The 24,540-nt window shown below is 44.6% G+C and carries 34 protein-coding genes; 7 read left to right on the top strand and 27 right to left on the bottom strand.

Features of this window, described 5'->3' with window-relative positions; translation table 11 throughout:
• Positions 1-66 precede the first annotated feature (66 nt).
• Genes K5620_RS00745 through K5620_RS00720 form a run of 6 tightly spaced genes read right to left on the bottom strand, consistent with a single transcriptional unit; the run spans position 67 to position 4,211 of the window.
• A complete protein-coding gene (locus tag K5620_RS00745; RefSeq protein WP_016399957.1) occupies positions 67-1,107 on the bottom strand; it encodes a Solitary outer membrane autotransporter beta-barrel domain in 1,041 nt (346 codons plus the stop codon).
• 27 nt (positions 1,108-1,134) lie between these two features.
• The gene (locus K5620_RS00740) at positions 1,135-1,551 is read right to left on the bottom strand and encodes a DUF1801 domain-containing protein (RefSeq protein ID WP_016399958.1); all 417 of its coding nucleotides are present in this window, start codon (positions 1,549-1,551) and stop codon (positions 1,135-1,137) included.
• Positions 1,551-2,153, bottom strand: a complete 603-nt coding sequence (locus tag K5620_RS00735; RefSeq protein ID WP_016399959.1) for a glutathione S-transferase N-terminal domain-containing protein — start codon at positions 2,151-2,153, stop codon at positions 1,551-1,553. The genes K5620_RS00740 and K5620_RS00735 overlap by 1 nt, the downstream gene beginning before the upstream one ends.
• Before the next feature lies 1 nt (position 2,154).
• A complete protein-coding gene (locus K5620_RS00730) occupies positions 2,155-3,039 on the bottom strand; it encodes a DMT family transporter (RefSeq protein ID WP_016399960.1) in 885 nt (294 codons plus the stop codon).
• The gene (locus K5620_RS00725) at positions 3,032-3,388 is read right to left on the bottom strand and encodes a VOC family protein (RefSeq protein WP_016399961.1); all 357 of its coding nucleotides are present in this window, start codon (positions 3,386-3,388) and stop codon (positions 3,032-3,034) included. The genes K5620_RS00730 and K5620_RS00725 overlap by 8 nt, the downstream gene beginning before the upstream one ends.
• Positions 3,389-3,419: 31 nt before the next feature.
• Positions 3,420-4,211 (bottom strand): PhzF family phenazine biosynthesis protein, encoded by a 792-nt coding sequence (locus tag K5620_RS00720; RefSeq protein WP_016399962.1) that lies wholly within the window; start codon positions 4,209-4,211, stop codon positions 3,420-3,422.
• Positions 4,212-4,516: 305 nt separating this feature from the next.
• Here K5620_RS00720 and K5620_RS00715 point away from each other — a divergent pair, with 305 nt between their 5' ends.
• A complete protein-coding gene (locus K5620_RS00715) occupies positions 4,517-4,717 on the top strand; it encodes a cold-shock protein (RefSeq protein WP_016399963.1) in 201 nt (66 codons plus the stop codon).
• 110 nt (positions 4,718-4,827) lie between these two features.
• Here the strand turns inward: K5620_RS00715 and K5620_RS00710 are convergent, their stop codons facing one another.
• The 3 genes from K5620_RS00710 to K5620_RS00700 are packed head-to-tail and all read right to left on the bottom strand — an operon-like array spanning position 4,828 to position 6,320.
• Positions 4,828-5,520, bottom strand: a complete 693-nt coding sequence (locus tag K5620_RS00710) for an aspartate/glutamate racemase family protein (protein WP_016399964.1) — start codon at positions 5,518-5,520, stop codon at positions 4,828-4,830.
• Positions 5,521-5,538: 18 nt separating this feature from the next.
• Positions 5,539-5,787: a DUF2164 domain-containing protein gene (locus K5620_RS00705; RefSeq protein ID WP_016399965.1), complete on the bottom strand. Its 249-nt coding sequence runs from the start codon at positions 5,785-5,787 to the stop codon at positions 5,539-5,541.
• Positions 5,788-5,789: 2 nt separating this feature from the next.
• On the bottom strand, positions 5,790-6,320 hold the full coding sequence (locus K5620_RS00700; RefSeq protein ID WP_016399966.1) for a GNAT family N-acetyltransferase: 531 nt from the start codon (positions 6,318-6,320) through the stop codon (positions 5,790-5,792).
• A gap of 230 nt (positions 6,321-6,550) precedes the next feature.
• Here K5620_RS00700 and K5620_RS00695 point away from each other — a divergent pair, with 230 nt between their 5' ends.
• Positions 6,551-7,039, top strand: a complete 489-nt coding sequence (locus K5620_RS00695) for a hypothetical protein (RefSeq protein ID WP_215426314.1) — start codon at positions 6,551-6,553, stop codon at positions 7,037-7,039.
• Positions 7,040-7,180: 141 nt separating this feature from the next.
• Positions 7,181-7,696: a hypothetical protein gene (locus K5620_RS00690; protein WP_016399968.1), complete on the top strand. Its 516-nt coding sequence runs from the start codon at positions 7,181-7,183 to the stop codon at positions 7,694-7,696.
• A gap of 65 nt (positions 7,697-7,761) precedes the next feature.
• On the opposite strand, the gene K5620_RS00685 is transcribed toward K5620_RS00690, so the two are convergent.
• The 5 genes from K5620_RS00685 to K5620_RS00665 form a co-directional block, all read right to left on the bottom strand.
• The gene (locus K5620_RS00685; RefSeq protein ID WP_016399969.1) at positions 7,762-8,184 is read right to left on the bottom strand and encodes a GNAT family N-acetyltransferase; all 423 of its coding nucleotides are present in this window, start codon (positions 8,182-8,184) and stop codon (positions 7,762-7,764) included.
• Positions 8,185-8,204: 20 nt separating this feature from the next.
• On the bottom strand, positions 8,205-8,690 hold the full coding sequence (locus K5620_RS00680; protein WP_051147541.1) for a GNAT family N-acetyltransferase: 486 nt from the start codon (positions 8,688-8,690) through the stop codon (positions 8,205-8,207).
• Between the two features lie 76 nt (positions 8,691-8,766).
• Positions 8,767-9,984 (bottom strand): quaternary amine ABC transporter ATP-binding protein, encoded by a 1,218-nt coding sequence (locus tag K5620_RS00675; RefSeq protein WP_016399971.1) that lies wholly within the window; start codon positions 9,982-9,984, stop codon positions 8,767-8,769.
• Positions 9,977-10,876, bottom strand: coding sequence for an ABC transporter permease (locus K5620_RS00670; RefSeq protein WP_016399972.1), 900 nt, complete (start codon positions 10,874-10,876; stop codon positions 9,977-9,979). Before K5620_RS00670 ends, K5620_RS00675 begins: the two co-directional genes overlap by 8 nt.
• Positions 10,877-10,939: 63 nt before the next feature.
• On the bottom strand, positions 10,940-11,932 hold the full coding sequence (locus K5620_RS00665) for an ABC transporter substrate-binding protein (protein WP_016399973.1): 993 nt from the start codon (positions 11,930-11,932) through the stop codon (positions 10,940-10,942).
• A 145-nt stretch (positions 11,933-12,077) separates the two neighbouring features.
• Here K5620_RS00665 and K5620_RS00660 point away from each other — a divergent pair, with 145 nt between their 5' ends.
• The gene (locus tag K5620_RS00660; protein ID WP_016399974.1) at positions 12,078-12,569 is read left to right on the top strand and encodes a MarR family winged helix-turn-helix transcriptional regulator; all 492 of its coding nucleotides are present in this window, start codon (positions 12,078-12,080) and stop codon (positions 12,567-12,569) included.
• A gap of 23 nt (positions 12,570-12,592) precedes the next feature.
• Here the strand turns inward: K5620_RS00660 and K5620_RS00655 are convergent, their stop codons facing one another.
• Positions 12,593-13,165 (bottom strand): pyridoxamine 5'-phosphate oxidase family protein, encoded by a 573-nt coding sequence (locus tag K5620_RS00655; RefSeq protein ID WP_040306607.1) that lies wholly within the window; start codon positions 13,163-13,165, stop codon positions 12,593-12,595.
• A 188-nt stretch (positions 13,166-13,353) separates the two neighbouring features.
• Between K5620_RS00655 and K5620_RS00650 the strand changes: the two genes are divergently transcribed.
• Positions 13,354-14,199, top strand: coding sequence for a type 2 periplasmic-binding domain-containing protein (locus K5620_RS00650; protein ID WP_016399976.1), 846 nt, complete (start codon positions 13,354-13,356; stop codon positions 14,197-14,199).
• Between the two features lie 3 nt (positions 14,200-14,202).
• Positions 14,203-15,681 carry a methyl-accepting chemotaxis protein gene (locus K5620_RS00645; RefSeq protein ID WP_051147543.1) on the top strand — a complete coding sequence of 493 codons (1,479 nt, stop codon included), beginning with the start codon at positions 14,203-14,205 and terminating at the stop codon, positions 15,679-15,681.
• A 332-nt stretch (positions 15,682-16,013) separates the two neighbouring features.
• Here the strand turns inward: K5620_RS00645 and K5620_RS00640 are convergent, their stop codons facing one another.
• The 4 genes from K5620_RS00640 to K5620_RS00625 are packed head-to-tail and all read right to left on the bottom strand — an operon-like array spanning position 16,014 to position 17,895.
• Positions 16,014-16,469, bottom strand: coding sequence for a YaiI/YqxD family protein (locus tag K5620_RS00640; protein WP_016399978.1), 456 nt, complete (start codon positions 16,467-16,469; stop codon positions 16,014-16,016).
• A 52-nt stretch (positions 16,470-16,521) separates the two neighbouring features.
• Positions 16,522-17,070: a GNAT family N-acetyltransferase gene (locus K5620_RS00635; RefSeq protein ID WP_016399979.1), complete on the bottom strand. Its 549-nt coding sequence runs from the start codon at positions 17,068-17,070 to the stop codon at positions 16,522-16,524.
• A 34-nt stretch (positions 17,071-17,104) separates the two neighbouring features.
• On the bottom strand, positions 17,105-17,434 hold the full coding sequence (locus K5620_RS00630) for a TfoX/Sxy family protein (RefSeq protein ID WP_016399980.1): 330 nt from the start codon (positions 17,432-17,434) through the stop codon (positions 17,105-17,107).
• Entirely contained in the window at positions 17,434-17,895 is a 462-nt protein-coding gene (locus tag K5620_RS00625; RefSeq protein ID WP_016399981.1) for a RidA family protein, read from the bottom strand. Before K5620_RS00625 ends, K5620_RS00630 begins: the two co-directional genes overlap by 1 nt.
• A 166-nt stretch (positions 17,896-18,061) precedes the next feature.
• Between K5620_RS00625 and K5620_RS00620 the strand changes: the two genes are divergently transcribed.
• Positions 18,062-19,411, top strand: a complete 1,350-nt coding sequence (locus K5620_RS00620) for a DEAD/DEAH box helicase (protein ID WP_016399982.1) — start codon at positions 18,062-18,064, stop codon at positions 19,409-19,411.
• A 31-nt stretch (positions 19,412-19,442) separates the two neighbouring features.
• Here the strand turns inward: K5620_RS00620 and folE are convergent, their stop codons facing one another.
• From folE to K5620_RS00580, 8 genes are all read right to left on the bottom strand, one after another.
• Complete coding sequence (gene folE, locus K5620_RS00615; RefSeq protein WP_016399983.1) at positions 19,443-20,123, bottom strand: GTP cyclohydrolase I FolE; 681 nt, start codon at positions 20,121-20,123, stop codon at positions 19,443-19,445.
• Between the two features lie 64 nt (positions 20,124-20,187).
• Positions 20,188-20,922 (bottom strand): dihydromonapterin reductase, encoded by a 735-nt coding sequence (gene folM / locus K5620_RS00610; RefSeq protein WP_016399984.1) that lies wholly within the window; start codon positions 20,920-20,922, stop codon positions 20,188-20,190.
• Positions 20,912-21,337 (bottom strand): dihydroneopterin triphosphate 2'-epimerase, encoded by a 426-nt coding sequence (folX, locus tag K5620_RS00605; RefSeq protein ID WP_016399985.1) that lies wholly within the window; start codon positions 21,335-21,337, stop codon positions 20,912-20,914. Before folX ends, folM begins: the two co-directional genes overlap by 11 nt.
• 103 nt (positions 21,338-21,440) lie before the next feature.
• On the bottom strand, positions 21,441-21,992 hold the full coding sequence (locus tag K5620_RS00600) for a DUF3833 domain-containing protein (RefSeq protein WP_016399986.1): 552 nt from the start codon (positions 21,990-21,992) through the stop codon (positions 21,441-21,443).
• A 78-nt stretch (positions 21,993-22,070) separates the two neighbouring features.
• Positions 22,071-22,277, bottom strand: coding sequence for a DUF3565 domain-containing protein (locus K5620_RS00595; protein ID WP_040306610.1), 207 nt, complete (start codon positions 22,275-22,277; stop codon positions 22,071-22,073).
• Between the two features lie 8 nt (positions 22,278-22,285).
• Positions 22,286-22,711 (bottom strand): Lrp/AsnC family transcriptional regulator, encoded by a 426-nt coding sequence (locus K5620_RS00590; protein ID WP_016399988.1) that lies wholly within the window; start codon positions 22,709-22,711, stop codon positions 22,286-22,288.
• 57 nt (positions 22,712-22,768) lie between these two features.
• A complete protein-coding gene (cobA, locus tag K5620_RS00585) occupies positions 22,769-23,542 on the bottom strand; it encodes a uroporphyrinogen-III C-methyltransferase (RefSeq protein WP_016399989.1) in 774 nt (257 codons plus the stop codon).
• A 160-nt stretch (positions 23,543-23,702) separates the two neighbouring features.
• A complete protein-coding gene (locus K5620_RS00580) occupies positions 23,703-24,515 on the bottom strand; it encodes a formate/nitrite transporter family protein (RefSeq protein WP_016399990.1) in 813 nt (270 codons plus the stop codon).
• Positions 24,516-24,540: the final 25 nt, after the last annotated feature.

The raw sequence follows: 24,540 nt of genomic DNA, 5'->3' as shown, positions 1-24,540 counted from the left end.
AAGTGCTCGCCGCGATTAAAGCCCGCTTATCTCGAACAAAATTTCAACACCAAAGATCAACAGACCCTAGTAAGTATTGTAATTAAATACTAGGCTGCCGCCTTTCAGCACACTGCCATAATTAAACAGCAAACCTATACTCACATTATCTAACCAACCTTCGCCGTAAGCGCCTGTTCCCATTAATAAATCAAAACCAAACTCGTAATAATGCGGAGTTTGAAAGGCCTCGTTAGTATTCCCCCCTAGGTCTACACGCGAAGCAGAAAGCTGCCCGGCAAAAGAAATATCCAACATTCGCCCAATAGGATGAGAGTAATACAGCGTATTTCGCCAAGAACTGGCCGCAATGTCTACTTGGTGCGAGGGCACATCAGCGCCAAAGCTTTCACCGTACATATAAGCAAAGCGCGAACGATACTTAAGTTTGTGTTTGGTCCAACGCTTTTGATACTGCAGGGCTAGACTGGGCTGTAACATCCAAGCGTTCAGCGAAAAGTTAGTTAACACCCCATCGAATAACGGCTGAAAAATCTGACTAATCGAATTGTTGTAAATATACTCTTGCTCTAAGCGTCGGATACTGCCTCCCAACTCGGCCGTAAATCGCCAATTCTCAAGGCCATCCCAATGCGCACCACCAGCTAAGAAGCCAGAATAAACTTTAAGTTTTTCATGGTCGCGAGTGGGGTCTAACTCTTCGTACAAGGTAATGTCGTGAAAACGTTGGGTATAACCCAAACGCCCGGTTGCGTAACTTTCCCACGCTCTTCCATGCCAAGGTAAAGCCAGCGTTAAGGGTAAAGTGATGGTTTTCAGCTCATTTTTCAGCCGGTTAGCGTCATCACCTCCCAAGTTGTCATCATCAATGGGAATAAAGCCAGAAGGGTCAAAGTTAACAAAACCAATGGTTACCGTTTCACGGTCGTGAATCACCGCATCGGCGGCAAAGGTGCCTGCCAAGTTACGCTGCAATACCGGCAATATCTCATCTTCTAAGTGTCCTTCTACCAATGCGGCTTGGCTATAGCTTGCGGACAACAACAAGCTACCAGCAAGCCAATAGTGGCTAGCTTTCCGAATATTCATCCATGAATAAAACTGCAACGACGTCTCCTGTTTAACGGTGAGTAATTAGCGTTTTCGTTTATCTAAATGATAGCGCAGAGCCATAGCAATACAGATCCGCAACTCTGCCAAAGGCCATTCGGAGTCTAAAGGGAGCAGCAAAGCGCGCTGCTTTTGATAAACAAACAATCCCGGAAACAAGGTTTGGTAGCTGTTCACCAAGCTAGTTTTACAGTTTACATATAAACCCAAATACTCGGCCTGCTTGGCGTTCCATGCAACCCGTAAAGTACTGCCCGATTTACTTTGTTCGGTCACAAAGGACAGTTCTCCCCACTTTAAGGTTTCTAGCAGCTCCCCCACCCCTTCAGAACCTGCAGCAACTTCCAGTATCTCGGCCCTTAGCCTTAATACTTGTTGCTGCACCGCTGCAGGATAGCGTGCAATGGCGGCCTGCAATTCAGGCTTTAAGGGCTTATCCATTACCACTGCTTCGCTGTGTTTATCGCTCGCTGAAATAGCGGCCAAGAAATAAGGTGCTGCTGGTAACGCCCCGCGGCCCCTTCTAACTCGATGCCATAGTTGGCTAGGCGTAAAGCCATTACCGCATAAAAAGCATCTATAGCGCCGGCTTTATTAAAGGCAAAGCAGCCGTCGAACTGCTGCCAAATCTCGCTCAAACGTGCGATTTCAGTATTAATCTCAGCAGATAAGCTGGCTGGCCGTGCTTGTTTTTCAAACTGAAAAGGTAAACCTTGACGAATTGCCGCAAAGCCAGCATGTAGCTCCGCTAAATAGCTACGAGCTTGAGCACGCAAATCGGCTTGAACAGGGTAAATCTTGCCTGAGGCTTGTTCATTTAGGTACTCACTAATGGCCAAAGAGTCATGAATGACCAAATCATCGACATGCAACACCGGTACGAGTTTACTGGGTGACAACTTAGCGAGTTGCTGCTGATAGCCCGCTTCACCAAGTGCGATGGCATTGCAGCTAAACTCAAGCTCTGCCAACTGCATACAAAGGTAAGCCCGCAATGACCAAGTAGAGTCTCGCCCTACAATGAGTTGATAATGTTGCGCCATATTAGCCTCCTTGCACAGCGGCTTTTAGTCCTCGCTGGCGACTGTAAATAGTGAGCAAAATACCCCCTAATACTAAACCTGCCGAGAGCATAAAGCTAAATCCAAGCGGCTCGCTGGCAAAAGCCCAGCCGCCCAAAGCTGCAATAAGTGGCACCAATAACTGCAACACAGCAGCTTGGCTAGCCGACAATCCACCCAAAGCAATGTACCAAATCCAATAACCGAGTCCCGATGCTAGCGCACCAGAGCTAAGTGCCAGTAGCAAGCCATAAGTACTTAAGGCTGATTGGGTCACCAACCAAGGCAGCAATACCACTAAAAAGGGCAAACTACGCCAAAAATTAAAACAGGTATCCCTACTAGGGCTTAACGAACCGCGACCATTCAAGGTATAGATACCCCAGGCGCAGCCTGCCACCACCATGAGTATAAAACCTAGCACCGATACCGACGCTTGCTCACTGGGTGCTAGCAAAATAATCAAACCACAAAACGCCAAAACAATGCCTGCCAGCTCGCCCAAACGTAAGCGTGCACCTTTAACTATCGATATACCCACCATGCTTAGCTGCACCGCGGCAAACAATATTAATGCACCGATGCCGGTGTCTAAATAAAGGTAAGCAAAGGAGAAGCATGCCGCGTAGCTAAACAACATTAAACCAGACCACCAACTGCCTTTACTTTGAACCTTGCCAGAAGATGGCCTAAGGCTAAGCAATATTGCTAAGGTAACGGCGCCCGCTAATAAACGCACTGCGGTAAAACTAGCAGCATCAATTTGCGACTCGCCGAGTGCTAAGCGACATAGCACCGAGTTGCCTGCAAATGCAATTAAGGCCACCACGGTAGCCAACCAAGTTGTTACAGGGGATGCTTTATTCACTGTCTGACCATACCGCAAACTCATTACCACTAGGCTCGCAAAAATGAAAACGTCGACCACCAGGGAAACTAAAAATGTCTTTTACTATTCTCCCACCTGCCGCTTCGACTTTAGCCAAGGTTTGCTCAAGCTGTTCACTATAAAAAACCAGTAAAGCAGCACCATTTTCAGTACTAGAAGCTAAAGGAGCGTGGAAAAAACCGCCATCTAAACCTTGACCAGAAAAGGCCGTATATTGCTCACCAAAGTCTTCAAATTGCCACGCAAAGGCTTGGCTAAAAAACTGTTTAGTCGCCGCTAAATCACTGCTGGGAAACTCAACATAGTTTAATTTTTCGTGCTGATTCATTACGCGTTCCTTGGCTATTTATTTGAATAAATTACAAAAACACAGTGCCTTCAAAATAGGTTTTGGCATGACCCGCAATAGTGACTCGATCGCCAAGCTGCTGACAATGTAATACTCCACCACGCTTAGAAGCTTGGTAGGCCTGTAGCTCATCTTTACCCAAGCGCTTAGTCCAAAACGGTGTTAGGCCCGCATGAATTGAACCAGTGACCGGATCTTCAGCACCGCCATTGGCTGGCCAAAAATAACGTGAAACAAAATCATGTTCTTCACCAGGGGCTGTCACTACAACATCATAAGGCGCTAAGGTTTTGAGCAGATCTAGATCAACCTCAAGGGCCTCAACTTGGGCTTGTTGTTGGTAGACCAGAAAATAGGCTTGTTGATTTCGCCATACTTCACTGGGTTTAACCGATACACCATCAAGCAACGCCGACGGCGTTTCAAACTCCATGTGTGGCGGGCAACTCGGAAAGTCCATTGCAATTAAACCATTATCACCACGGCGCGCTTTTAGTTCACCCACTTGCAAGGTAGTAAAGTGGAGTTCTTGCAGCGTGGGTTGTTGATTAAACAAAACATGAGCTGCTGCCAATGTAGCGTGGCCACAGAAGTCAATTTCGCAGATGGGAGAAAACCAACGAATAAGGTAGGAGCCCGGTTCGTCGGCTACTAAAAAGGCTGTTTCAGAAAGGTTATTTTCGATAGCAATGGCCTGCATTACGCTATCTTCTAACCAAGCTTCTAAGACAATAACCGCAGCAGGGTTGCCGCCAAAAAGATCACGGGTGAAGCTATCTACCTGATGCATTTTTAAGTTCATAACAGTCCTTGTTGATTAAACTAAAGTCTAATAGTTAGCAAGCCCGCGGGTATGCTTGGCTCAAGAGAAGTCACCCAACTGATCTGAACAGTTGACGAAAGATCACGAATACACCTTTACATTACCCCAATATACGTTACACTTCGCTCGCTGGTAAAGGTTACAGCGGATATTTATGCCCCATACAAATACGTTGATTTTTCGCAATTTCACCCTGTTTGTTCGTAAGTAATTTCTGCATCTTTCGGCACCCTAGATTTATCTATTTTTGGATAAATTTTATTTATTATTTTTGGAGATTACTCATGGCTACAGGTCGCGTAAAATGGTTCGACGAGCAAAAAGGTTTTGGTTTCATCGAGCGTCCAGACGGTAAAGATGTATTCGTACACTTCCGTGCTATTCAAAGCGAAGGTTACAAAACTTTAGCTGAAGGCCAAGAAGTTACTTTTGAAGTAGAAGAAGGTCCAAAAGGTCCTCAAGCTGCTAACGTAAAAGTTGCTTAATCTGGCTTTTAAGGCATAAGTCTCCAATTAGTCTTCAGATTAATTAGACACTAGCTTTAAGCTTAAAAAAACGGTCCCTACGGACCGTTTTTTGTTTTTCAGTCACTAGCTTATTTAGCTAAAGACTCTGCCGCAGCGGCTGCAACATGAATGGCCGTGGTATCGTATAAAGGCAAGTCACAATGGTTTTGTTGCACTAGTAAACCAATTTCTGTACAGCCCAAGATCACCGCTTCGGCACCTCGCGCTGCTAGCTCAGCAATTTCTGCCAAATACCGTTCTCGAGAGTCAGCATTGATATTACCTAAGCACAGCTCTTGGTAAATAATCTGATGAACTGTCTCAATGCCCTTTTCTTGTGGAACCAAAACTTCTAAGCCGCGCTGCTCTAGTCGCCCTTTATAAAAATCTTGCTCCATAGTGAAGCGGGTACCCAGTAATCCCACTTTCTTAATACCATCCTCCAGCAGTTTATTAGCAGTGGCATCGGCGATATGTAACAAAGGGATCTGCAGCGCTTGCTCCACTTCTGCCGCAACTTTATGCATGGTATTAGTGGCAATTAGTAGAAAGTCAGCACCCGAAGCTTGCACCGATAACCCAGCGTCCACCATTTTATTGGCTAAGGCAGCCCAGTTACCTTGATGCTGCAGGGCCTCTATTTCAGCAAAATCTACGCTCACTAAGTGAATCTTCGCCGAATGTAATCCACCCTTTGCCTGCTTAATGGCTAAATTTAACTGCTGGTAATAGCTAAGACTAGATTCCCAACTCATTCCACCAATAATGCCAATAGTTTTCATCGCTAACAGTTACTCCTGTTACCACTTAGTGGGTTTCTCTATTTCATAGAGCTCGTCGGCAATACTATCGATACGATTTTGTACTACTGCCTGAGCATCTTGTAAGCCTTGATTGTAGTAAAAAGCCCCTATTTCTTCAGAGAAGAAGTCCAACAAAAACTCTGCATCAAATTGGCCTATCTCAATGTCTAATTGCTGCTCGCAATAGCCTTGAATTTTGTTTACCAACGCTGTTTTCTGCTCACTAGAAAACTCTATTTTTGACATGACTAGTCCTTATTCAAGCACTGATTAATCTGCTCTTCAGTTTTTATCTGTTGCTGCCAATAGCCCACATTTATCCAGTTGCCAAACTTAAAACCCACACGTTCAAACTCTGCCACTTTATGAAAGCCCAAATACTCATGCAGTTTAATGCTTGCTGGATTTGGTAACGCTATACCTGCAATTACCGTGCTTATAGGATAGTCGGATAATCGCTCTAACAAGGCTTGATACAATCTCTTACCAATGCCTTTACCTGCTGCATTATTGGCAATGTAGATTGAGCTTTCTACGGAGAAACGATAAGCACTCCTCGGCTTCCAAGGGCTCACATAGGCGTACCCGAGGATCTCTCCAGATTCTTCAAATACCAACCAAGGCAGTTGTTTCTGAATACTGGCTATACGCTCCGCCATAACACCTTGACTCACTAGCTGCTCTTCAAACGTAGCACCACTAGTCTCAACGTAATAATTATAGATTTGGCAAATCTGCTGACTGTCACCCTCTCGAGCATCCCTAATACATTCTGTCATAAGCTAAATATCCTTACTTCTGCTCAACAATTGCTCAACTCCAGTCAAACTTACAACCTAAATAAGCAACGGTTTTTCAACACAATTACCTTTTTACATATAGGAATGACCTAATTATCTTAACTGTCACAATTATTGGCTTTAATATTATTAAATACCATTTAAGCAAACGCTTTAACGGAAGTTAATCAATGAGTTGGAATATTACTCTAGAATTTCAAGGACTAGACATGCGACTCACACTAATGCTTATACTTATAATAAGCTCAAACCCCAGCCTAGCGTTCAATAGTTACAAACTTCATCCTTTGCCTAATGAGCGAATCAATGAAAACGCCCAAGTTAACTATTTATATCAAAACACCAGCAAAGGGCCATTTAGGGTACGTATTGAAGGCTTAGTTGGACATGTTGAGAACTACGCAATCTTAAAGATCAATTGTGCGGCAGATGGCGGCGTTCAAGTACACCATAACCTAGTTAGCAATAACAACGCTCGACTAAACAACCAACAAGCTTTTCCACCTTTTAATCAAGTGTTTAGCCCTAAACAAACTAATGCCTTAAACAATCAAAAGAGCTTTCAGCTTACTCACGCAAGTATTAACATCGGCAACCTTAGCATTCCAGCATCTACCATTTCACTTGCCGGTTTTTCCGAAACTTACCAACGAGTAGAAACACTCTGCTCAGAGCAAAAAATCGCCTCAAAACGTTAGCGCTAACACAGTTTAATTAAAAAGCTCACGAATTTGTCATACAAACTTGAATGCACTTTTTAGCTTCTGTATATTCCAATCAAAACGGAAAAACAGGCTAATAATTAAACGAATTATAAAGATATTTATCAAGGAACTTTCGTGAGAACATTAGCAACAATGATTGGATTGCTTAGCACGCTGTCTTTTCAATCATGGGCATTTAATAGCCATTTGGTAGAAACCACTCCTGCGGAGTTTATCAATGCCAATGCCCAAATAAACTATCAAAGCTATAGCACTAGTAAAGGTAAGCGCCCAGCGGGAATCCGTGGCTTAGTTGGTATCGTCGATGGCTATGCAGTTTTAAAACTAAGCTGCGCCAATGATGGTAGCGTTTCGGTTAAACACAACCTACTAAATGGCCCAAGCCAGCATGTATCTGTTGATAACCAAGCACTTAAAACTACTCTTAGCCAAGTTAACTATAGCTTGAGCTCGATGGAGCAAGTTGAGCAACTAAAACAAGGCAGATACTTGTTATTTAGTGAGCAAGCTATTACCACTGGAAACTTAAAACTAGATAGAAAGGCAATATCGCTTAAAGGCTTTACCGCCACTTATGATCGCATGCAGCACTTATGTACTACTGGCCATTTTGATTTGGCGATGCGCTAGATAAAAAAGAGCAGCTCTTGGCTGCTCTTATTATAGCTCTTACTACACTTACCCTTTCACTCAGCCTAAACTAATTGTTTAGTAAAATGATGGCTCTTAATATCAAAACCATTACGTAAGTAAAAGCGGTGCGCACCAAAGCGCTGCACACCAGAGCCTAAATGAAACTGCTCGCAACCCTGTTGTTTAGCGTAATTTTCCAACCACTGTAGCAACTGCAAACCAACACCTTTAGAACGTGCGTTTTCTATCGTGACTAAATCATCTAAATACAAATGTTTTCCCCAAGACAGCTTCCAGCCGATAACAAAACCAGCCACCGCAGCAACTTGCTCATCCATGGTTAAATAAGCCAATTGATAGCCCTGCTGCAGCTGTAAGCTAATTTGCTCAATCAACTGCTCCTTACTAAAGCAGGGGCGAAGCAGCAACATTACGTCGGCAAGTTTGGCTAAATCATCTTGAGGCGCGAATAATTGAATATGCATTACTTCTCTCAATTAAGTATTTACAGTGTTTTCATCATCCACACATTACAACCGCTGTGAATGCTATTAAAAAAAGGCTCTGACAAATGGTTAAAACCTAAAGACTGGTACAAGGCAATAGCCGACTCCATGGTGCTTAAGGTATCTAAGTAGCACTGCTTATAACCACGTTGTTTTGCTTCTTGTAAACAATGCTTGGCTAAGGCCTTACCAATACCTTGGCCTCGGTATTGTGGATTAACAAACAGCTTACGTAGCTCACAGGTTTTTGAAGCATCGTCTAATTCTGCAATACCTCCGCAGCCTACAACTTGATTTTGCAGCAATGCCACCCAATAACCCCGTTGAGGCTCACGGTAGTTCAGGCTCATTGCTTCTACTTCTGGATCAGAAGGTCCAAAGCCATCACCTATAGCGCCAAATTCACGGCCGCCACGCTGAATCAGCTGTTTAACTGCTTGATTATGAGAGGCATCAATGGGATGAATCGTAAAACTCAAAACCATCTCCTAGTATTAAGCTTTATACTGTAGAAAAATCAAAGCCTTGTTAGAAGGACTCTAACAAGGCTGTTTGACAATATTATTTCGAGGCTACGCTGGCAGTTTCTTCTTCAGTGTCAGGGTCTGCAAACACCTCGGCCACAGAGCTACGGGTTAACTCACCCTTAAGGTTGCCATCTTCATCTACCACCGGTAAAGAGAACTCGGTTTCTAAACTCTCGGTAAGTACACTTTCAATGATCGCATCAGGTGAAACCGTAGGCACATCTTGATACTCACAAGATTCAAACTGCTCATTATCTTTGTTGATTGAAGCTTCTTCTAAAGCATCTTGAGTAACAATGCCTTGATAACCTTCTTCGGTTACGTGGTAGGCATAATCCCCCTTGATTTTCTTCATCTGCTGTAAGGCTTCACTGATGGTATCTGCCGTAATCCGACGAGCAGGTGGCTGCATCACGGTTTCTACCGTTAAGGCGCGAGCTCTGTTCACGTCTTTAACAAAAGCTTCAACGTAATCTGTTGCTGGGTGCAACAAAATGTCATCTGGCGTGCCTTGCTGAACCACTTCACCGTCTTTAAGGATGGCAATTTTGTCGCCCAATCGTAGTGCTTCATCTAAATCATGAGTAATAAAGATAATGGTTTTGTGCAAGGTTTCTTGTAGCTCGATGAGCTGATCTTGCATTTCACTGCGGATCAGCGGGTCAAGAGCTGAAAAGGCTTCGTCCATCAACAGTATCTCTGCGTCGGTACACAAAGCGCGAGCTAAACCAACCCGCTGCTGTTGTCCGCCAGAAAGTTGCGCCGGATACTGCTGCTCATAACCATTTAAACCTACGGTATCTAACCACTCTTGGGCTTTAGCTAAACGTTGTTCTTTAGCCACACCTTGTACAGTTAAGCCATAGGCTACATTCTCAATTACGGTGCGATGTGGCATTAAACCAAAGCGCTGAAATACCATCGACATTTTATGACGACGAAAATCTTGTAACTCTTTAGAGCTCAACTTCATCACGTCGGTGCCTTCAATGCTAATCACCCCTTCGGTCGGGTCGATTAAGCGATTGAAGTGACGAATAAGGGTAGATTTACCCGAGCCCGATAAGCCCATGATGACGTAAATCTCACCCTGTTGAATCTCAAGGTTAATATCTTTTAGACCTAGAGTATGGCCAGTATCAGCTAAGATTTTGTCTTTGCTTTCTCCGGCTTTAACCCGCGGCATTACCTGTTTAGGGTTCTCACCAAATAGCTTGTACAAGCCCTGAATTTTAACGAGCGGCTCAGTCATGCTTTAGTCCTTGAAGGTGAGCTTGGGTGCGCTTGGCGTAGGCTTGCGACACACGGTCAAAGATAATCGCTAAAGCAACAATGGCTAAACCGTTAAGTAAACCCAAGGTGAAATATTGGTTAGTAATAGATTTTAATACTGGCTGGCCTAAGCCTTTTACCCCAATCATAGAGGCAATAACTACCATTGATAAGGCCATCATAATAGTTTGGTTAATCCCGGCCATAATAGTTGGCATTGCAAGAGGCATTTGCACCCCAAACAAACGTTGCCAGGTGCTAGCGCCATAAGCAGTGGCGGCTTCTAGTACTTCTTTATCCACTAAACGAATACCAAGATTAGTTAAGCGAATAACTGGGGGAATGCCGTAAATAACCACCGCAATCACACCCGGTATTTTCCCAATACCTAACAGCATCACTACTGGAATTAAGTACACGAAGGCGGGCAGCGTCTGCATAACATCAAGCATAGGCGTGATAATGGCTTGGGCACGATTGGAGCGAGCCATAATAATACCGATGGGTATTCCCAAGGCGATTGCCAGCATGGTACAGACGGTAATAATGCTCATGGTTCGCATCATGTCTTCCCACATCCCAAAGTAGCCCACCAACAACAGCGATACCACTGAACCAATTACCAATTTCCAAGATCGACTGGCTAAATACACTAATCCGGCACAAACAATGAGTACCAACCACCAAGGCGTGGTGATTAGCAATTTTTCAAACCAAACTAAAAACTGCAGCAGGGGGTCAAAAAACGATTCGATGGCCTCGCCATACTCGCGGGAAAAATTACGATAAGCACCATCTAAAGACTTACGAATAACGGTGAGATCGGCTCGACTCATTTGTGGAAAACGTTCCAACCATGACGAATCCGCCATAACAAACTACCTCTATATAAAAACGCGAAAGGCCAACCTAAGGTTGGCCTTTTTGTACTTAAACTACATACTGGCTAGGGCTTTACTTACCTTAGCGGCAACATCTTCTGGCACCCAAGCCTTCCAACTTTCTGGATTCTCGCTTAGGTAGTGATACATAGCAGCATCACCATCGGCTTGGTTATCTTCCATCCATGCCAATAACTCGTTCATTTGCGCATTAGTAAACGAACGCTTAGTAATGTATTCATAAGCAGCTGGTGCTTTGCTAGCAAAATCTTCAGTAGTAACCGAATGTACAGCCGAAGGTGGGTACATAGTTACTTTAGGGTTTTCACAGTCTTCTTGAGTAGTACAGGTCAAGAATTCCTGCTCGTCGATACCATTACCAGTATCCACTTTAACCATTTTGTATTTACCTAGCACTGCGGTAGGTGCCCAGTAGTAACCAAACCAACCTTGCTCGCGAGCGTAGGCTTTTGCAATTGAGCCAGACAAGCCCGCGCCTGAGCCTGGATCAATCAATTCGAAACCTGATTGTTCAAGTTCTAAAGCGTTAAAGAGATTGTTGGCAGAGATTTGGCAGTTCCAGCCAGCTGGACAGCCATAGAAGCCCGAAAGCTCTTTGCTTTCTGGGTGAACAAATAATTTAGAGTGTTTTTTAACACCTTCGATAGTGGCGATTTCTGGGTATTGGTCAACTAAGTATTGAGGAACCCAAAAGCCTTCTTCGCCGCCGTCAGATAATGATTTACCTGCAAAACGTAAGCGCTTTTCAGCTACACCACGTTCCAGCGTTTCTTTAGCAGAGTTAGTCCATAACTCGGGGGCAATATCTGGTTCGCCTTTTTCCATCATAGAGACGGTAGTTGGCATGGTATCCCCTGGCACCAATTCAGCGTCACAGCCGTAGCCATGTTCTAAAATAAATTTATCTACATTGGCAATAACTGTTGCAGAACTCCAGTTCATGTCGGCAATGGTTACACTGCCACAGCTGTCTTCTGCTTGAGCAAAACCGCTCACCAAAAGCAGTGCTGCGTATCTTAGCTTCATATCCCTATCCTTCCCTTTGTGTGCTTTCTTAGCGCCTAGGATCATACACTTCAAATAATTAGAGTTCAAATTAACTGCTGTGTATACCCTGCGCCTTAAGTATGGGATATACTCCCGAAAAAACCAATTTGGCCCGCTACCACTTATGCAAAAACCTGCTTACTGGCAAGACGTTCTCATTTCTTTGCGAAAAATTATTCGCGCGACCGATCTACAATCTAAACGGATTGTGAAAGCCTGTGGATTAACCATTCCGCAAGTTATGGTATTAAGGGCAATAGAAGATTTAGGAACCGTAACAGTGAAACACCTCTCCGATGAGGTATCGCTAAGCCAGGCTACGGTTACAACTATTTTGAATCGTTTAGAAGAACGCCAATTGATTGAGCGAATTCGCAGCGCAAGCGATCGACGCATTGTTAACCCGCGGCTCACCGAGCAAGGTATTGGTATTCTCACAACAGTACCGCCACTGCTACATGAAGAGTTTATTCAACGTTTTGAAAGCTTGCAAGACTGGGAGAAAACGCAAATTCTGTCATCTTTGCAGCATATTGCATCAATGATGGACGCCCAATCCATCGACGCATCACCTTTATTAGATATTAATGCACCACATAAAGATCTAAACAAATAAACCTAAAATAGTTATAGCTCAAACTAATTTTCAGTATCAGCAGCAAGACCCGAAAGGCTCAAAATGTCGGTAGCAACACCATCTAAACTATGTTGATTTTTCTTCGCCCAATACTGCTTAATACCCTGCTCTCCTTGTTTGCTTGCCCAATTGGCCAAATCGTCACGCTGTGCCACAAAGTCATAAAAGGGTACCGACATACCACAAGAGCTTTGCACCATATCAATGTCTAACAAGTAAAGTTGCCGCGCTCCTGCTTGCTCTGGAAACAATTCAATATATTGCTGCCACTCAGCATCACCACGGTGCAGTGCTTTAGCTTGGCCATATAATCGCAGAATCACAGGCTTGCCTTCAAAGGCGCAAAACATAATGGTCATACGCGAGTTTTGTTTTAGGTGGGCGGCTGTTTCATTACCGCTACCGGTTAAATTGAGCCAAACAATTTGCTGCTGGTTAAGCACCCGAAACGAGTCCATACCTTTGGGTGATAGATTCACCTTGCCTTCGGCCGCTGCCGTAGCCACAAAAAACATCTTTTGCTGTGCGATAAACTCAATATGCGGGGGAATCATCGCACTAAATTGCTTGCCCATTTTTACCTCAAAACAATAATCAAAACCTACGCTTACTTACTAAGGTAACAAGCAATGTTTAATTCTCACTACATTGCCCAGCAATTAATCATCAAAGAATTATAAATTTGATCTAAGTCACGCTTTACAATCTTATCGTATACCTCAAATGCTGCCCTATCTAAGCTATACAAAAGCATGGAGGCTATATGCACAAGACTCTCTTTTTGATGATATTTTTATCATCAATATGTTCTGCTAAAACCTTAAACATTCCCGGCTCGCCAAACGGTAATACCTTGCCCTTTGTGCTGGCCAAAGAAATCGTTAAACGCAGCGATATTTATGACTCTGTAGGTTACCCCTATGGCGATGCTGGCGAAATTTCCTTTGCTAAAACCGTTGCCGATTTAAATGATGGAGTACTTGACCTTTTTTGGACTGCCACCTCGGCCGACCGCGAGCAACAACAAAGTGCGGTGTATTTTCCGCTATACCGCGGCACCTTAGGTATGCGCTTAGGCATTGTTGAACAAGAGAAAAGTGAAACCTTTAAACAAGTGACCAGCTTTGCCCAAATGCGCCAATTTATTCCCTGCCAAGGTAAGTTGTGGGCCGATACGGCCATTCTTGAAGCTAACGGTATTAAAGTGGCTAAGAGCTTAGGTTACGGCAACATTTTTGCCATGTTAGAAGCTGACCGCTGTGACTACTTCCCACGGGGTATTTTTGAGCCTTGGAGTGAAGTTAAACGCGAAGCCAAATATAACCTAACAGTAGATAGCTATGTCATGTTGCGCTACAAAATGCCGTTTTTCTTTTTTGTTAAAAAAGACAATCAAAGCTTAGCCAAACACCTTAACGATATTCTTTATCAGATGTTTGAAGATGGCAGTTATCAAAAAATGTTTCTTAATGATCCAGATGTAAAGAATGCCTTAGAGCTAGGCAAACTAGAAAAACGTACCATTTTTGATTTAGAAAACCCCTACCTTACTGACAAAGTAAATGCCATTCCGCAGAAGATTTGGTTTGACCCACTGGCTGGACAATAATTTATGAAAACAATTACCGCAAAACTCGCCTCGCTACTTGTTGTTGTTATTCTTGTGTCTGGGGTCATTGTAATCAGCGCATTATATTGGCTTAGCAGCGCGTCGTTGAACCAGCAATACCAAAACGACAAGTTAGCCCTCACTAAACAAATGAGCATTATTCTTAAAGAACCGGTGTTTGTGTATGACTTCGATGTCATTAAAGCCACCATCGATGCCTTTATCGATGAGCCGATGATTGCAGGCATCAAGGTAAGTGATCAGCGTGGTAAGCTAATGGCCGAAAATCACGACTCTGGTTTTAGCCCAGATGAAACCATTAGCATTGATTTAGATTGGGATGGTAAGCCGCTTGGCACCATCGAAATTGGCGTCACCAAACAGGCCATTAACAGCGCCCTAAGCAATGAGTTAAGCGAAGACATCCTTACTATTATTTTCATGACGGCGCTAATTATTGTGTTGCTGATTCTAGCGCTGCGTAAAGTGATTATTGCACCGCTAGCCAATGTGAATAAGGTTCTTGCAGGCATTGCTCAAGGTGATGGCGATTTAACCGCGCGCATTCCCGTAACCAGCGAAGATGAAATTGGCCAACTTGGCCACAACTTCAATAGCTTTATCGAAACCGTACAAAGTATTGTTCAAGATATGGCCGAAGCCGCAACCCAACTAGAACTAGTATCTGAGAGCGTGCGGGTCATTAACGACAAAAACACTGCCAATACTTTTGAGCAAACAGAGCTAACGTCTACCTCATTAACCAACTTGCAACAGCTAGGCATCGCCACCAAAGAAATCGCTGGCAACGCTGAGAACACCGCTTCTCGCACCCAGCAGGCTTACCAATTATCCATGGATGGCCATAAAGCCATTGATGACAACATTGCTCAGGTAAGCGAGCTAGTGAAAAATCTTGATCGCACCGCCGATGAAGTCACCAGCCTCAAGCAAGTAAGTGACAACATTGGCAGCGTATTAGATGTGATTAAAGGCATTGCCGAGCAAACTAACTTACTGGCCTTAAATGCCGCCATTGAAGCGGCCCGTGCGGGTGAGTCTGGCAGAGGGTTTGCGGTAGTTGCCGACGAAGTACGTGCTCTCGCCAGTAAAACTCACGAATCGACCTCTGAGATTGAGTCGATTATTGGTGATTTACAAAGCCAGGCAGAAACCTCTTACCAAGCTACCCAAGCGGGTAAAGAAATGGTCAGTCAAACCATCTCATCAGCCGAAGGCACTGGCGAATCGTTAGTGCAAATTAACCAAGAAATGAACTCGGTAAATGACATGATCACCATGATAGCTAGCGCCAGTGAAGAGCAATCTAATGTTACTAGCGCCGTTACCGCTGACATGGAATCCTTGAGCCTTGGAGCACAATCTCTTAGTGAAGACAGCAAACAATTACAACAAGCCACCGAAGATTTATTAGAAGTGGGCCACCAGATGGTGACTCAAGTAAACCGCTTTAAGTATTAAGTTATTAGGGCCTGTTGATCTTTGGTGTTGAAATTTTATTCAAGATAAGCGGGCTTTAATCGCGACGAGCACTTTGAAACCTAGTGGGCTAAGTGAAAAGTGTTCAACGAAGAGTAAAGTTCGCTTATCCGAACCCTTCGGGGCAGCATTTCTTAGCCATTTATTCAGCGTTAGCGAGTGATTATTAAGCCCACTTAACTTCACACTCACTGCCTTGCCTAAATGGCTAATAAATTGCTGTAAAAACCATCAGCAAAGATCAACAGGCCCTAGCTACACGACTCAAAAGCTTAAGCCCTTGCTTAAGCTTTTTATTTTCTCGATTAGCAGGCTTATTTAGCTGACTGATGTTTGGCGAGAATAGAATCTAAATGGCTAGCAAAAGCTTTGCGATCTGCTTGGCTAAGTGCAGCAGGGCCACCGGTATGCACGCCGCTAGAGCGCATCGTGTCCATAAAGTCACGCATGTTTAGTCGCGACTTAATATTGCTTTTGGTATATAGCTCGCCACGTGGGCTTAAAGCCTGAGCTTGCTTGGTAATCACTTCATCGGCTAGAGGAATATCCGAGGTAATCACTAAGTCACCAGCAGCTACCCGCGCTACAATCTCATTATCAGCCACATCAAAACCCGCGCTAACTTGCAGACTGCTAATCACCTTAGAGGGTGGCGTTTTTATATATTGATTGGCCACTAACGTAAGCGGTATTTGGGTTCGTTCGGCGGCCCGGAACAAAATCTCTTTAATCACCACTGGACAGGCGTCGGCATCAACCCAAATTTTCATGGCATTCTCTCTTAAAACAATAATGCCGCTACTATGCCCAAGTGGCTGCTAATTACAAGCTAAGGCGCATATCAATGTTATACACATCGGTTTGAAAACCGCCATATTCAACAAAGCCGCAACGTTGATAAAAATGTCGCGCGCGATGATTACTTTGCTGCGTTCCTCCCATCAATACTAAGCTACGAGCCCCTTGCCGCTTAAACTCAGTCATCAAGGATTGCATCGCCGCCATGGCAAGCCCAGCGTTTTGATAGTCATCGGCAATGCAGGGGGCAAGTATCACATCAAGTTCTGCTTGTAAGCTAACTCCCTGCACATAATAGCGCTGGTATTCCGGCTCTAAGATTTTCCGCTCGAAGATGAAATAGCCGACAATTGCGGCACCTTCGGCAATAACCCAACGCTGTGCGCTGTCATCGGCAAGCGCTTCACACAAATGCCGAGCATATTCACTGCTTAAAGGATGAGGCCCAAAGCGACTGCGACTGGCTTCACTTAATGCGACAAAAAACGCTCCTAGTGACACTGCATCTTGCTGATTGAGCAGCCTGAGCAAAAAGTCTTGACCATCTTTAGCTTTTATTGGGAACTGCTGCATATCATCTCTAGTAACTAAATTGCGTGGAATAAGATTACTTTGGCGGCAAACTATGCACAAAGTTGAGGCAATATTGCAACCACTGCTCACGTTGCTTAGGCTCAAGTAAACCTTCTGGCGAAACGTAGATCATTCCTTTCATTGGTTTTCCAGTAAAGGTCATTTCGGAAGCAAATTCTAAGTGTAAGCAGTCTTGATATTGATTTGGTCCAACCCGCGCCATGAGTTGCTTATCAACAATGCCACAACACATGTGGCCAGCCACCATAAAGCACAAGCCACCAAACATCTTACGTTCACTAAACTCAACTTGGCTGGCTAGCGCTTGGCGAATTTTTTCAGCCAATTCCAAATCGTAGGCCATTATTCACTCACCTCAAAAATAGAATCAATCACCAACGGCAAATTGGCGCGCAGCGACGTAGCACCAAATACTGAGCGAGCATGTAAACCCTTGTCACCAAATACTTCCACCATCAATTTAGAGCAGCCATCTAGCACAGCTGGGTGTTGCTCAAATTGCTCGGTGGCATTGATAAAACCCTGTAACTTCACAACTTGGCTTACTCTATCTAATGAACCTAGATGTTGCTGCACGGCAGCTAAAATATCTAAGCCAGCCAAACGGGCAAACTGCGCCCCTTGCTGGTGAGTAAACTCTCTGCCAATTTTACCCTTTGGCGGCTCTTGTAAACCGGCAACCGGCCCCTTCCCCGAGACATAAAGTAAATTGCCTGTTTGTACACAATTACTATAACTGGCTGCAGGGCCTGTTGGTTTAGGTAAACTAATTCCTAGCTCTAGCAAACGCTCGGCTATACTCATTAAGTGACTCCCTAACGAAATATCGTTAATACCCTTTATTGCCTTCAGACTAGCACGATTTCAGCAGCCCGCTTTTGCTAGCTCAATATTGGCGCTTAACCCTAACTTACTGTAAGCTGCACGCCCGCCACTTAGCGGCAATACTTACTATCACAAGAGACCAACTATGAGCTTTGACTCCCTGGGTTTATCTAAACCTTTATTAGACGCCGTAGCAGCACAAGGTTACGACACGCCCTCTCCTATTCAAGCCAAAGCCATTCCTGTGATTTTAGAAGGCAAAGACATCATGGCCGCCGCGCAAACCGGCACCGGTAAAACAGCAGGTTTTACCTTGCCATTGCTTGAGTTGCTAAGTAAAGGACCCAAAGTGCGCGCCAATCAAGTTCGCGCCCTTGTGCTTACCCCAACACGTGAGCTAGCTGCGCAGGTTGGCGAAAGCGTGAGTACTTACGGCAAGAACATGGACCTAAGCTCTACGGTAGTATTTGGTGGAGTGAAGATTAATCCGCAAATGCAAAAGCTGCGTCGTGGCGCTGATGTGCTGGTAGCAACCCCTGGCCGTTTATTAGATCTTTACCAGCAAAACGCCTTTCGTTTTCAGCAGTTAGAAGTGATTATATTTGACGAAGCTGACCGCATGTTAGACATGGGCTTTATTCACGACATTAGAAAGATTTTGGCCTTGCTGCCAAAACAGCGCCAAACCTTAATGTTCTCGGCTACCTTCTCAGAAGAAATTAGAACACTGGCCAAAAGCTTGGTTAAAGACCCCGTTGAAGTATCGGTAACACCACCAAACGCAACTGCCAAAACCGTAAAACAGTGGATTGTACCGGTAGATAAAAGTAAAAAGTCTGGCCTGCTTACTCAGCTGATTAAAGATAATGATTGGCAGCAAGTATTGGTATTTAGCCGCACTAAACATGGCGCTAACCGCCTAGCCAAACATTTAGAACAGCGCAAGATTTCAGCCGCTGCGATTCACGGCAATAAAAGCCAAGGCGCACGTACCCGGGCGCTGGCTGAATTTAAAAGTGGTGATGTACGAGTATTAGTTGCCACCGATATTGCAGCACGTGGCTTAGATATCGATCAATTGCCACAAGTGGTGAACTTTGATTTACCTAATGTGGCCGAAGATTACGTGCACCGCATTGGCCGTACTGGCCGAGCGGGTTCAACAGGTCAGGCAGTGTCTTTGGTATGTGCTGATGAAGTGGGAGATTTAATTGGCATTGAGCGACTCACTGGCCAGTTATTAGAACGTAAAGAAGTAGCCGGTTTTGAACCAAGCACCCAGTTACCAGTAACCCGCGATACTCGCCCCTTAAAAGCTAAAAAGCCGAAGAAGCCTAAAAGTCCACGTAGCGAACATAAAGATGGTCAGCGCTCTAGCGAAAATGCACGTGGTAACAAACCGGTCGGAAAAAATCGCCGCCACACCGGGGGTGGCACCAATAAGACCAGCCGCCGCTTTAGCAAACCCAAAGCTGCTAATTCGGGTAACAAATAACTAAAAAGCCGGTGTAATCACCGGCTTTTTTCTAGGCTAAAAACTCTCTTCTAGCCGATTTACTGGTTTTAAACTTGCCGCCGTAGGCCGAAGTTTGGGTGCTTGAGCTTGCGTCCATCACCCCGCGAGCTTTCACGCAGAAATGGGTTGCCTCGATGCTAATAGCTACATCTTCGGTTCCCAATAAACTTTGTAAGGCCACCAGCACTTGTTGAGTTAAGCGCTCTTGTACCTGCGGACGCTGCGCAAAGAAGCGCACGATGCGGTTAATTTTTGACAAACCAATAATGTGGTCTTTAGGAATGTAAGCCACCTTCGCCAAGCCGTCGATGGTGACAAAATGGTGCTCACAGGTGCTGGTAAAGGCGATATCTGACACCTTCACCATCTCTTCCACGGCCATTTTATTTTCAATGATGCTGATTTTCGGGAAGCGCGAATAATCTAAACCCGAGAACACCTCATCAACAAACATTTTTGCAATGCGGTGTGGGGTTTCAGCCAAGCTATCATCACTTAAATCTAAACCCAAGGTAGCCACTACATCAGTCAAAGAGGCTTTTATCTTATTGTACTTCTGCTCATTGCTTAATTGATTGTCCACTAAGGGAGTTTCTATCCCTTTCTCAATCAACGCTTGGCGTACTTGAATTGCCTCTGGTGACAAGCAAGCGTCTTTTCTAAATTGTTTTTCAGCTAACGCTACTTTCATAATCACTTCCTTTAGATAGTTTCTTGGTTCACCCGCTACGGTTTAGTTAACAACACTATTAACCCTAGACCAGATGGCGACCACCGTCTAAGCCGATGGTGCGACCGGTTATATATTTGCTAGCCAGCAAGTAGTTAACCGCTGCTACTGCTTCACTCGCGCCCGGCTCAAGCGCCATTAATGACTTTGCCAAGGCCTTTGTCCGATACTCCGGAGGATCATCTTGGTTAAACATTAACAACGAGGGCGCAATACTATTCACTTTTACCGCTGGTGCAAGCTTAGCGGCAAAAGAATGGGTTAAATTAGCTAAACCCGCTTTACTGGCCGCATAAGCAATATGCTTACTACTGCCTTTATCTGCGACATAATCCGTCATATGAATAATGTCGCTAGCTTGTTGATCTTGATGATTTTTTAGCAGCTCTTCAAAGGCGATATTGAGCTGATAAGGCGCACTCACATGCACACTCCACATGGCTTGCATTAATTGGTGCTGATTATCTAGCGCGGTATTGTTTAACCACTGCGAAGCATTATGGATAACAGCACGTAAGGCAGAGTAGTTATCTAGTACGTAAGCAATAAACTGGCAAATGCCTTGCTCGTCGCTAAAATCGGCAATGATGCAATCTGCGCCTTTATCGCGTAAGGCTTGTACCGCAGGTTTGTCACTACGATAGGTCACAATCACCGAGTAACCTTGCTGCAGCAAATCTTCGGCAATCGCTAAGCCTAAGCGCTGGGAGCCACCAGTAATTAGCACTGGTGCACTGCTGTTAGCTGGCTTACTCGGCATTACGCGAACCTGATAAAGTCACCGATACCGAATCTGCAAATCGTAAGGCATGCGGTTTATCTACGGTGATGCTGGCGTTAATTACCCGCGGTTCTTCCATTGCTAGGGTAAGCAAGTCGGCACACAGTTTTTCCAGTAGGCGAAAGTGGCCTTGCTCAACGTGGGCGATCATCGCTTTGGTAATTACTTTGTAATTGAGTGCTAAATCCTCACTATCTGCTTCGCAGGCTTTGCTTGCTTGATAACGAATTTCGGCATTTATCACCACGTCTTGCTGCTTACTAAGCTCTTCTTCGTTAAAACCTATATACGTTCGCAAGCGCAAATTGGTAATCGTAATTAAAGCCGGTTCGAGCCGGAAACTATTGGCTAGTGGCGCCAAGTTTGAAACATTTGTTTTAGAAACGTTGCTCATTGAGCTCTCTCTTCATATTTAAATTGCTTACTACATACCTAGCCCAGTTTGCAGGGCTTTAACAGCTGAAACGTTTTTTTGCTGTCGTTTGTGTGAAGGCAAGCTAAGACTGTTTTTGAATCACCAAACTTACCGAGCCCACTTTAAATCCAAATTTTCGCATCACCGACTCATTCACAATGGTGGTTGAGTTAACCAAATACATTCTGTCTTCAACCACCACATCTAGCGGTTTGCCTTTATATTGCAAAGTGAGCACATAGTCCATAAACAAGGCATTGCCTGCTAAGTGCATCTTGGCGGGTTGGCTAACATCGTTAGCACTGGCTAGGTAGCTACCATCGTCCTGCTTAACCAAAGTCCAAATGCGTTGCTGCTTCTCGCCATCGTCAAAAACAAAATGCTCATCAAGAGTGCCTACCCCTTGTTCGTCCCAGCTAGCATCGATGGTTACGTTAAAATAACGAATCAATTCTCCCGAACGGTTTTTAACAATGCCATGCGCGCTAAGTTGGCCATCAAAAAAGTCTTCCAAAACCAAAGTGGGTTGGTTGTCTGCATAACTGGAAACATCGGCACTAGAACAGCCCCACAAACCTGCCAGTAGGCTAATTAATAAGAGGTATTTTCGATGTACGCTAGAGGCTAGTTGCATATCTATCTACGCCAGTTTTAACAATTACTCTTAAAACGGTTAGTGAGTGGGAATAGATCTACAGGCTTGAATTATTTGTTAATTCCAATCGCGGGGGGCACTTTCTAGGCATTTAACACAGGAGAGTTCTTTACCAAGCATGCTAAAACGCCCCTGGTAATTAAGCACCCACGGTCGGTTTTGCCATGGCGGCTGGTGACGAACATGCTGGTAATGACCACAAGCTAACCGAGCGACCCAATGGCGCTCTTCGTCTAACTGAAAGCCAATTATTATTTGTAGCATTGCTATCCTTAGCGGCTAAACATTTCCCTTAACACCATGTGCGTACGCACCATTACCATTTTTTCCATTTGCTCTAGCTGCAAACGAATGTCTTCTAGGCGAGCCATTGAAGCCACTTCAACGTACAGCAACATATCAACGTCACCTGAAATGGCCTGACAGCGTTTAATCTCCGGAATGCCGCGCATAATCTCTGCATAAGCTTCACAATTGTGCTCTTTGTAACGCAGCTCTAAATGCGCAGCAATCGGCGCTTGCTCGCTATGGGTGCCCAAGCTAGCGTGATAGCCACTTATCTGCCCACTGCTCTCTAAATTGGCGATGCGCTCGGCGGTAGCCGATCGCGAAAGATTTACCTGTCGAGCAATTTGACTCACCGGAGTACGCGCATTGGCCACTAACATAGCGACAATTTTTTGATCAAACTTATCCAAGCACTTACTTCCCTTTAATCACCCTATTTAACATGACCAAGCTTTTTACGGATTAAGCTAAACCGACTCTGGCGCGAACCACGCCAGCTCTTTGTGCAACTCTGTAACGCTACCAACAACAATTAAAGACGGGCTTTCGGCTTGCTGCGCCAAGTCTGGTAGTTCAGCTAAACTGCAGGTTAATACGCGCTGCTGCGGCGTGGCACCACGCTCAATAATGGCACAAGGAGTGGTATCGGCTAAGCCATTTTTAATCAGATTTGCCTGAATGGTTGGACACTGCTTAAGGCCCATATAAAACACCAAGGTGTGATTAGAATGCGCTAAGGAAGGCCAATCAATATCTTCACCATGTTGTTTTAAATGGCCAGTAATAAATTGCACACTTTGCGCATGGTCGCGATGGGTAAGTGGAATACCAGCATAAGCGGTACAACCCACCGCGGCAGTAATGCCAGGCACTACTTCAAAAGCTAAGTTTTCGGCTGCTAATGATTGCAACTCTTCACCGCCACGGCCAAAAATAAACGGGTCACCGCCCTTTAACCTAACCACGTGTTTGCCTAACTTGGCTTGGTCTACCAAAATTTGGTTAATTTCATCTTGCGGTACAAAGTGATGATCAAGTTTTTTGCCAACGTACACCATCTCTGCGGTAGGAGAAGCTAAATCGAGGATCTCTTGCGACACCAAACGGTCAAATACAATGACATCGGCCGTGCGGATGCGCTTCACCGCCTTCACGGTAAGCAAGTCTGGATCACCAGGCCCTGCACCAACCAGCGAAACAAAACCCAGCTCGTTAATAGCGGTAGATGAAGAGTGGGGCATTGTCTGTTTCCTTATTACTTGGTAGAGCGAATATTATATTTAGTGTAGCGGGCCTTAGGGCCAAAACCGTAGAGTATCAGTTCATAAGCTTCAAATACAAAAAAACCCCTAGCAACAGCAAGGGGTTATCATTTTGAGGTAAAACTACTGTGTATTGTGCTTAAGCAGCTTTACGTTGTGGCAAGGTTTTACCGTGAGTAACGTAAAGGCTTAAGCCAGTTACCAATAAGCCACCAACCAAGTTACCAAGAGTAACTGGAATTTGGTTCCATACTAACCAATCGGTGATAGTGAACTCGGCACCTAACATCATGCCTAATGGGAATAGGTACATGTTTACTACGGCGTGCTCAAACACCAAACCAAAGAAGATGAAGATTGGGAACCACATCGCCAATACTTTACCACCAACGGTTTTAGAGGTCATAGCGCCTACTACACCTAAACACACCATCCAGTTACACAAGATGCCTTTAACAAACACCGTAATCCAACCGTTTAAGCCATGCTCGGCAAAGCCTAGAGTACGGGCAGTTGAAGCTTTAACAAAGGCTTGGCCTACTGCGCCAGGCTCAACACTAAAGTTCATGGTAAAGGTTAAGGCAACCAAAAACGCTACCGATACCGCACCAATAAGGTTACCTAAACCCACTAATAGCCAGTTACGAAGCACACCTTTGGCGGTGACACCTTGGCGTTTTTCAAACAGCGACAATGGCGCTAATGCAAATACACCAGTTAGTAGGTCAAAACCCATCAGGTTCAAAATACAAAAACCAACTGGGAATACTAAAGCACCCACAATAGGCATACCGGTTTGCACTGCTGCGGTAATAGCTACCGCTACTGCAATCGCTAAAATTGCACCGGCCATAATGCCGCGCACAATGGTATCGCGAGTAGACATAAATACTTTGCTTTCACCGGCATCGATCATGGTTTGAACGAATTCAGCGGGTTTTACGTAAGACATAATGCTTCCTTAATTTTCTAAAATA

Origin of the sequence: Agarivorans albus (assembly GCF_019670105.1) — a bacterium.
GTDB classification, from domain to species: domain Bacteria; phylum Pseudomonadota; class Gammaproteobacteria; order Enterobacterales; family Celerinatantimonadaceae; genus Agarivorans; species Agarivorans albus.
This window is presented reverse-complemented; position numbering and strand designations above follow the sequence as displayed.

Coding starts and splice junctions, on each gene's coding strand:
- K5620_RS00740 (WP_016399958.1), bottom strand. CDS start 1,551: ATGGATAAGCCCTTAAAGCCTGAATTGCAGGCCGCCATTGCACGCTAT.
- K5620_RS00735 (WP_016399959.1), bottom strand. CDS start 2,153: ATGGCGCAACATTATCAACTCATTGTAGGGCGAGACTCTACTTGGTCA.
- K5620_RS00725 (WP_016399961.1), bottom strand. CDS start 3,388: ATGAATCAGCACGAAAAATTAAACTATGTTGAGTTTCCCAGCAGTGAT.
- K5620_RS00720 (WP_016399962.1), bottom strand. CDS start 4,211: ATGAACTTAAAAATGCATCAGGTAGATAGCTTCACCCGTGATCTTTTT.
- K5620_RS00715 (WP_016399963.1), top strand. CDS start 4,517: ATGGCTACAGGTCGCGTAAAATGGTTCGACGAGCAAAAAGGTTTTGGT.
- K5620_RS00710 (WP_016399964.1), bottom strand. CDS start 5,520: ATGAAAACTATTGGCATTATTGGTGGAATGAGTTGGGAATCTAGTCTT.
- K5620_RS00705 (WP_016399965.1), bottom strand. CDS start 5,787: ATGTCAAAAATAGAGTTTTCTAGTGAGCAGAAAACAGCGTTGGTAAAC.
- K5620_RS00700 (WP_016399966.1), bottom strand. CDS start 6,320: ATGACAGAATGTATTAGGGATGCTCGAGAGGGTGACAGTCAGCAGATT.
- K5620_RS00695 (WP_215426314.1), top strand. CDS start 6,551: ATGCGACTCACACTAATGCTTATACTTATAATAAGCTCAAACCCCAGC.
- K5620_RS00685 (WP_016399969.1), bottom strand. CDS start 8,184: ATGCATATTCAATTATTCGCGCCTCAAGATGATTTAGCCAAACTTGCC.
- K5620_RS00680 (WP_051147541.1), bottom strand. CDS start 8,690: ATGGTTTTGAGTTTTACGATTCATCCCATTGATGCCTCTCATAATCAA.
- K5620_RS00675 (WP_016399971.1), bottom strand. CDS start 9,984: ATGACTGAGCCGCTCGTTAAAATTCAGGGCTTGTACAAGCTATTTGGT.
- K5620_RS00670 (WP_016399972.1), bottom strand. CDS start 10,876: ATGGCGGATTCGTCATGGTTGGAACGTTTTCCACAAATGAGTCGAGCC.
- K5620_RS00665 (WP_016399973.1), bottom strand. CDS start 11,932: ATGAAGCTAAGATACGCAGCACTGCTTTTGGTGAGCGGTTTTGCTCAA.
- K5620_RS00660 (WP_016399974.1), top strand. CDS start 12,078: ATGCAAAAACCTGCTTACTGGCAAGACGTTCTCATTTCTTTGCGAAAA.
- K5620_RS00655 (WP_040306607.1), bottom strand. CDS start 13,165: ATGGGCAAGCAATTTAGTGCGATGATTCCCCCGCATATTGAGTTTATC.
- K5620_RS00650 (WP_016399976.1), top strand. CDS start 13,354: ATGCACAAGACTCTCTTTTTGATGATATTTTTATCATCAATATGTTCT.
- K5620_RS00645 (WP_051147543.1), top strand. CDS start 14,203: ATGAAAACAATTACCGCAAAACTCGCCTCGCTACTTGTTGTTGTTATT.
- K5620_RS00640 (WP_016399978.1), bottom strand. CDS start 16,469: ATGAAAATTTGGGTTGATGCCGACGCCTGTCCAGTGGTGATTAAAGAG.
- K5620_RS00635 (WP_016399979.1), bottom strand. CDS start 17,070: ATGCAGCAGTTCCCAATAAAAGCTAAAGATGGTCAAGACTTTTTGCTC.
- K5620_RS00630 (WP_016399980.1), bottom strand. CDS start 17,434: ATGGCCTACGATTTGGAATTGGCTGAAAAAATTCGCCAAGCGCTAGCC.
- K5620_RS00625 (WP_016399981.1), bottom strand. CDS start 17,895: ATGAGTATAGCCGAGCGTTTGCTAGAGCTAGGAATTAGTTTACCTAAA.
- K5620_RS00620 (WP_016399982.1), top strand. CDS start 18,062: ATGAGCTTTGACTCCCTGGGTTTATCTAAACCTTTATTAGACGCCGTA.
- folE (WP_016399983.1), bottom strand. CDS start 20,123: ATGAAAGTAGCGTTAGCTGAAAAACAATTTAGAAAAGACGCTTGCTTG.
- folM (WP_016399984.1), bottom strand. CDS start 20,922: ATGCCGAGTAAGCCAGCTAACAGCAGTGCACCAGTGCTAATTACTGGT.
- folX (WP_016399985.1), bottom strand. CDS start 21,337: ATGAGCAACGTTTCTAAAACAAATGTTTCAAACTTGGCGCCACTAGCC.
- K5620_RS00600 (WP_016399986.1), bottom strand. CDS start 21,992: ATGCAACTAGCCTCTAGCGTACATCGAAAATACCTCTTATTAATTAGC.
- K5620_RS00595 (WP_040306610.1), bottom strand. CDS start 22,277: ATGCTACAAATAATAATTGGCTTTCAGTTAGACGAAGAGCGCCATTGG.
- cobA (WP_016399989.1), bottom strand. CDS start 23,542: ATGCCCCACTCTTCATCTACCGCTATTAACGAGCTGGGTTTTGTTTCG.
- K5620_RS00580 (WP_016399990.1), bottom strand. CDS start 24,515: ATGTCTTACGTAAAACCCGCTGAATTCGTTCAAACCATGATCGATGCC.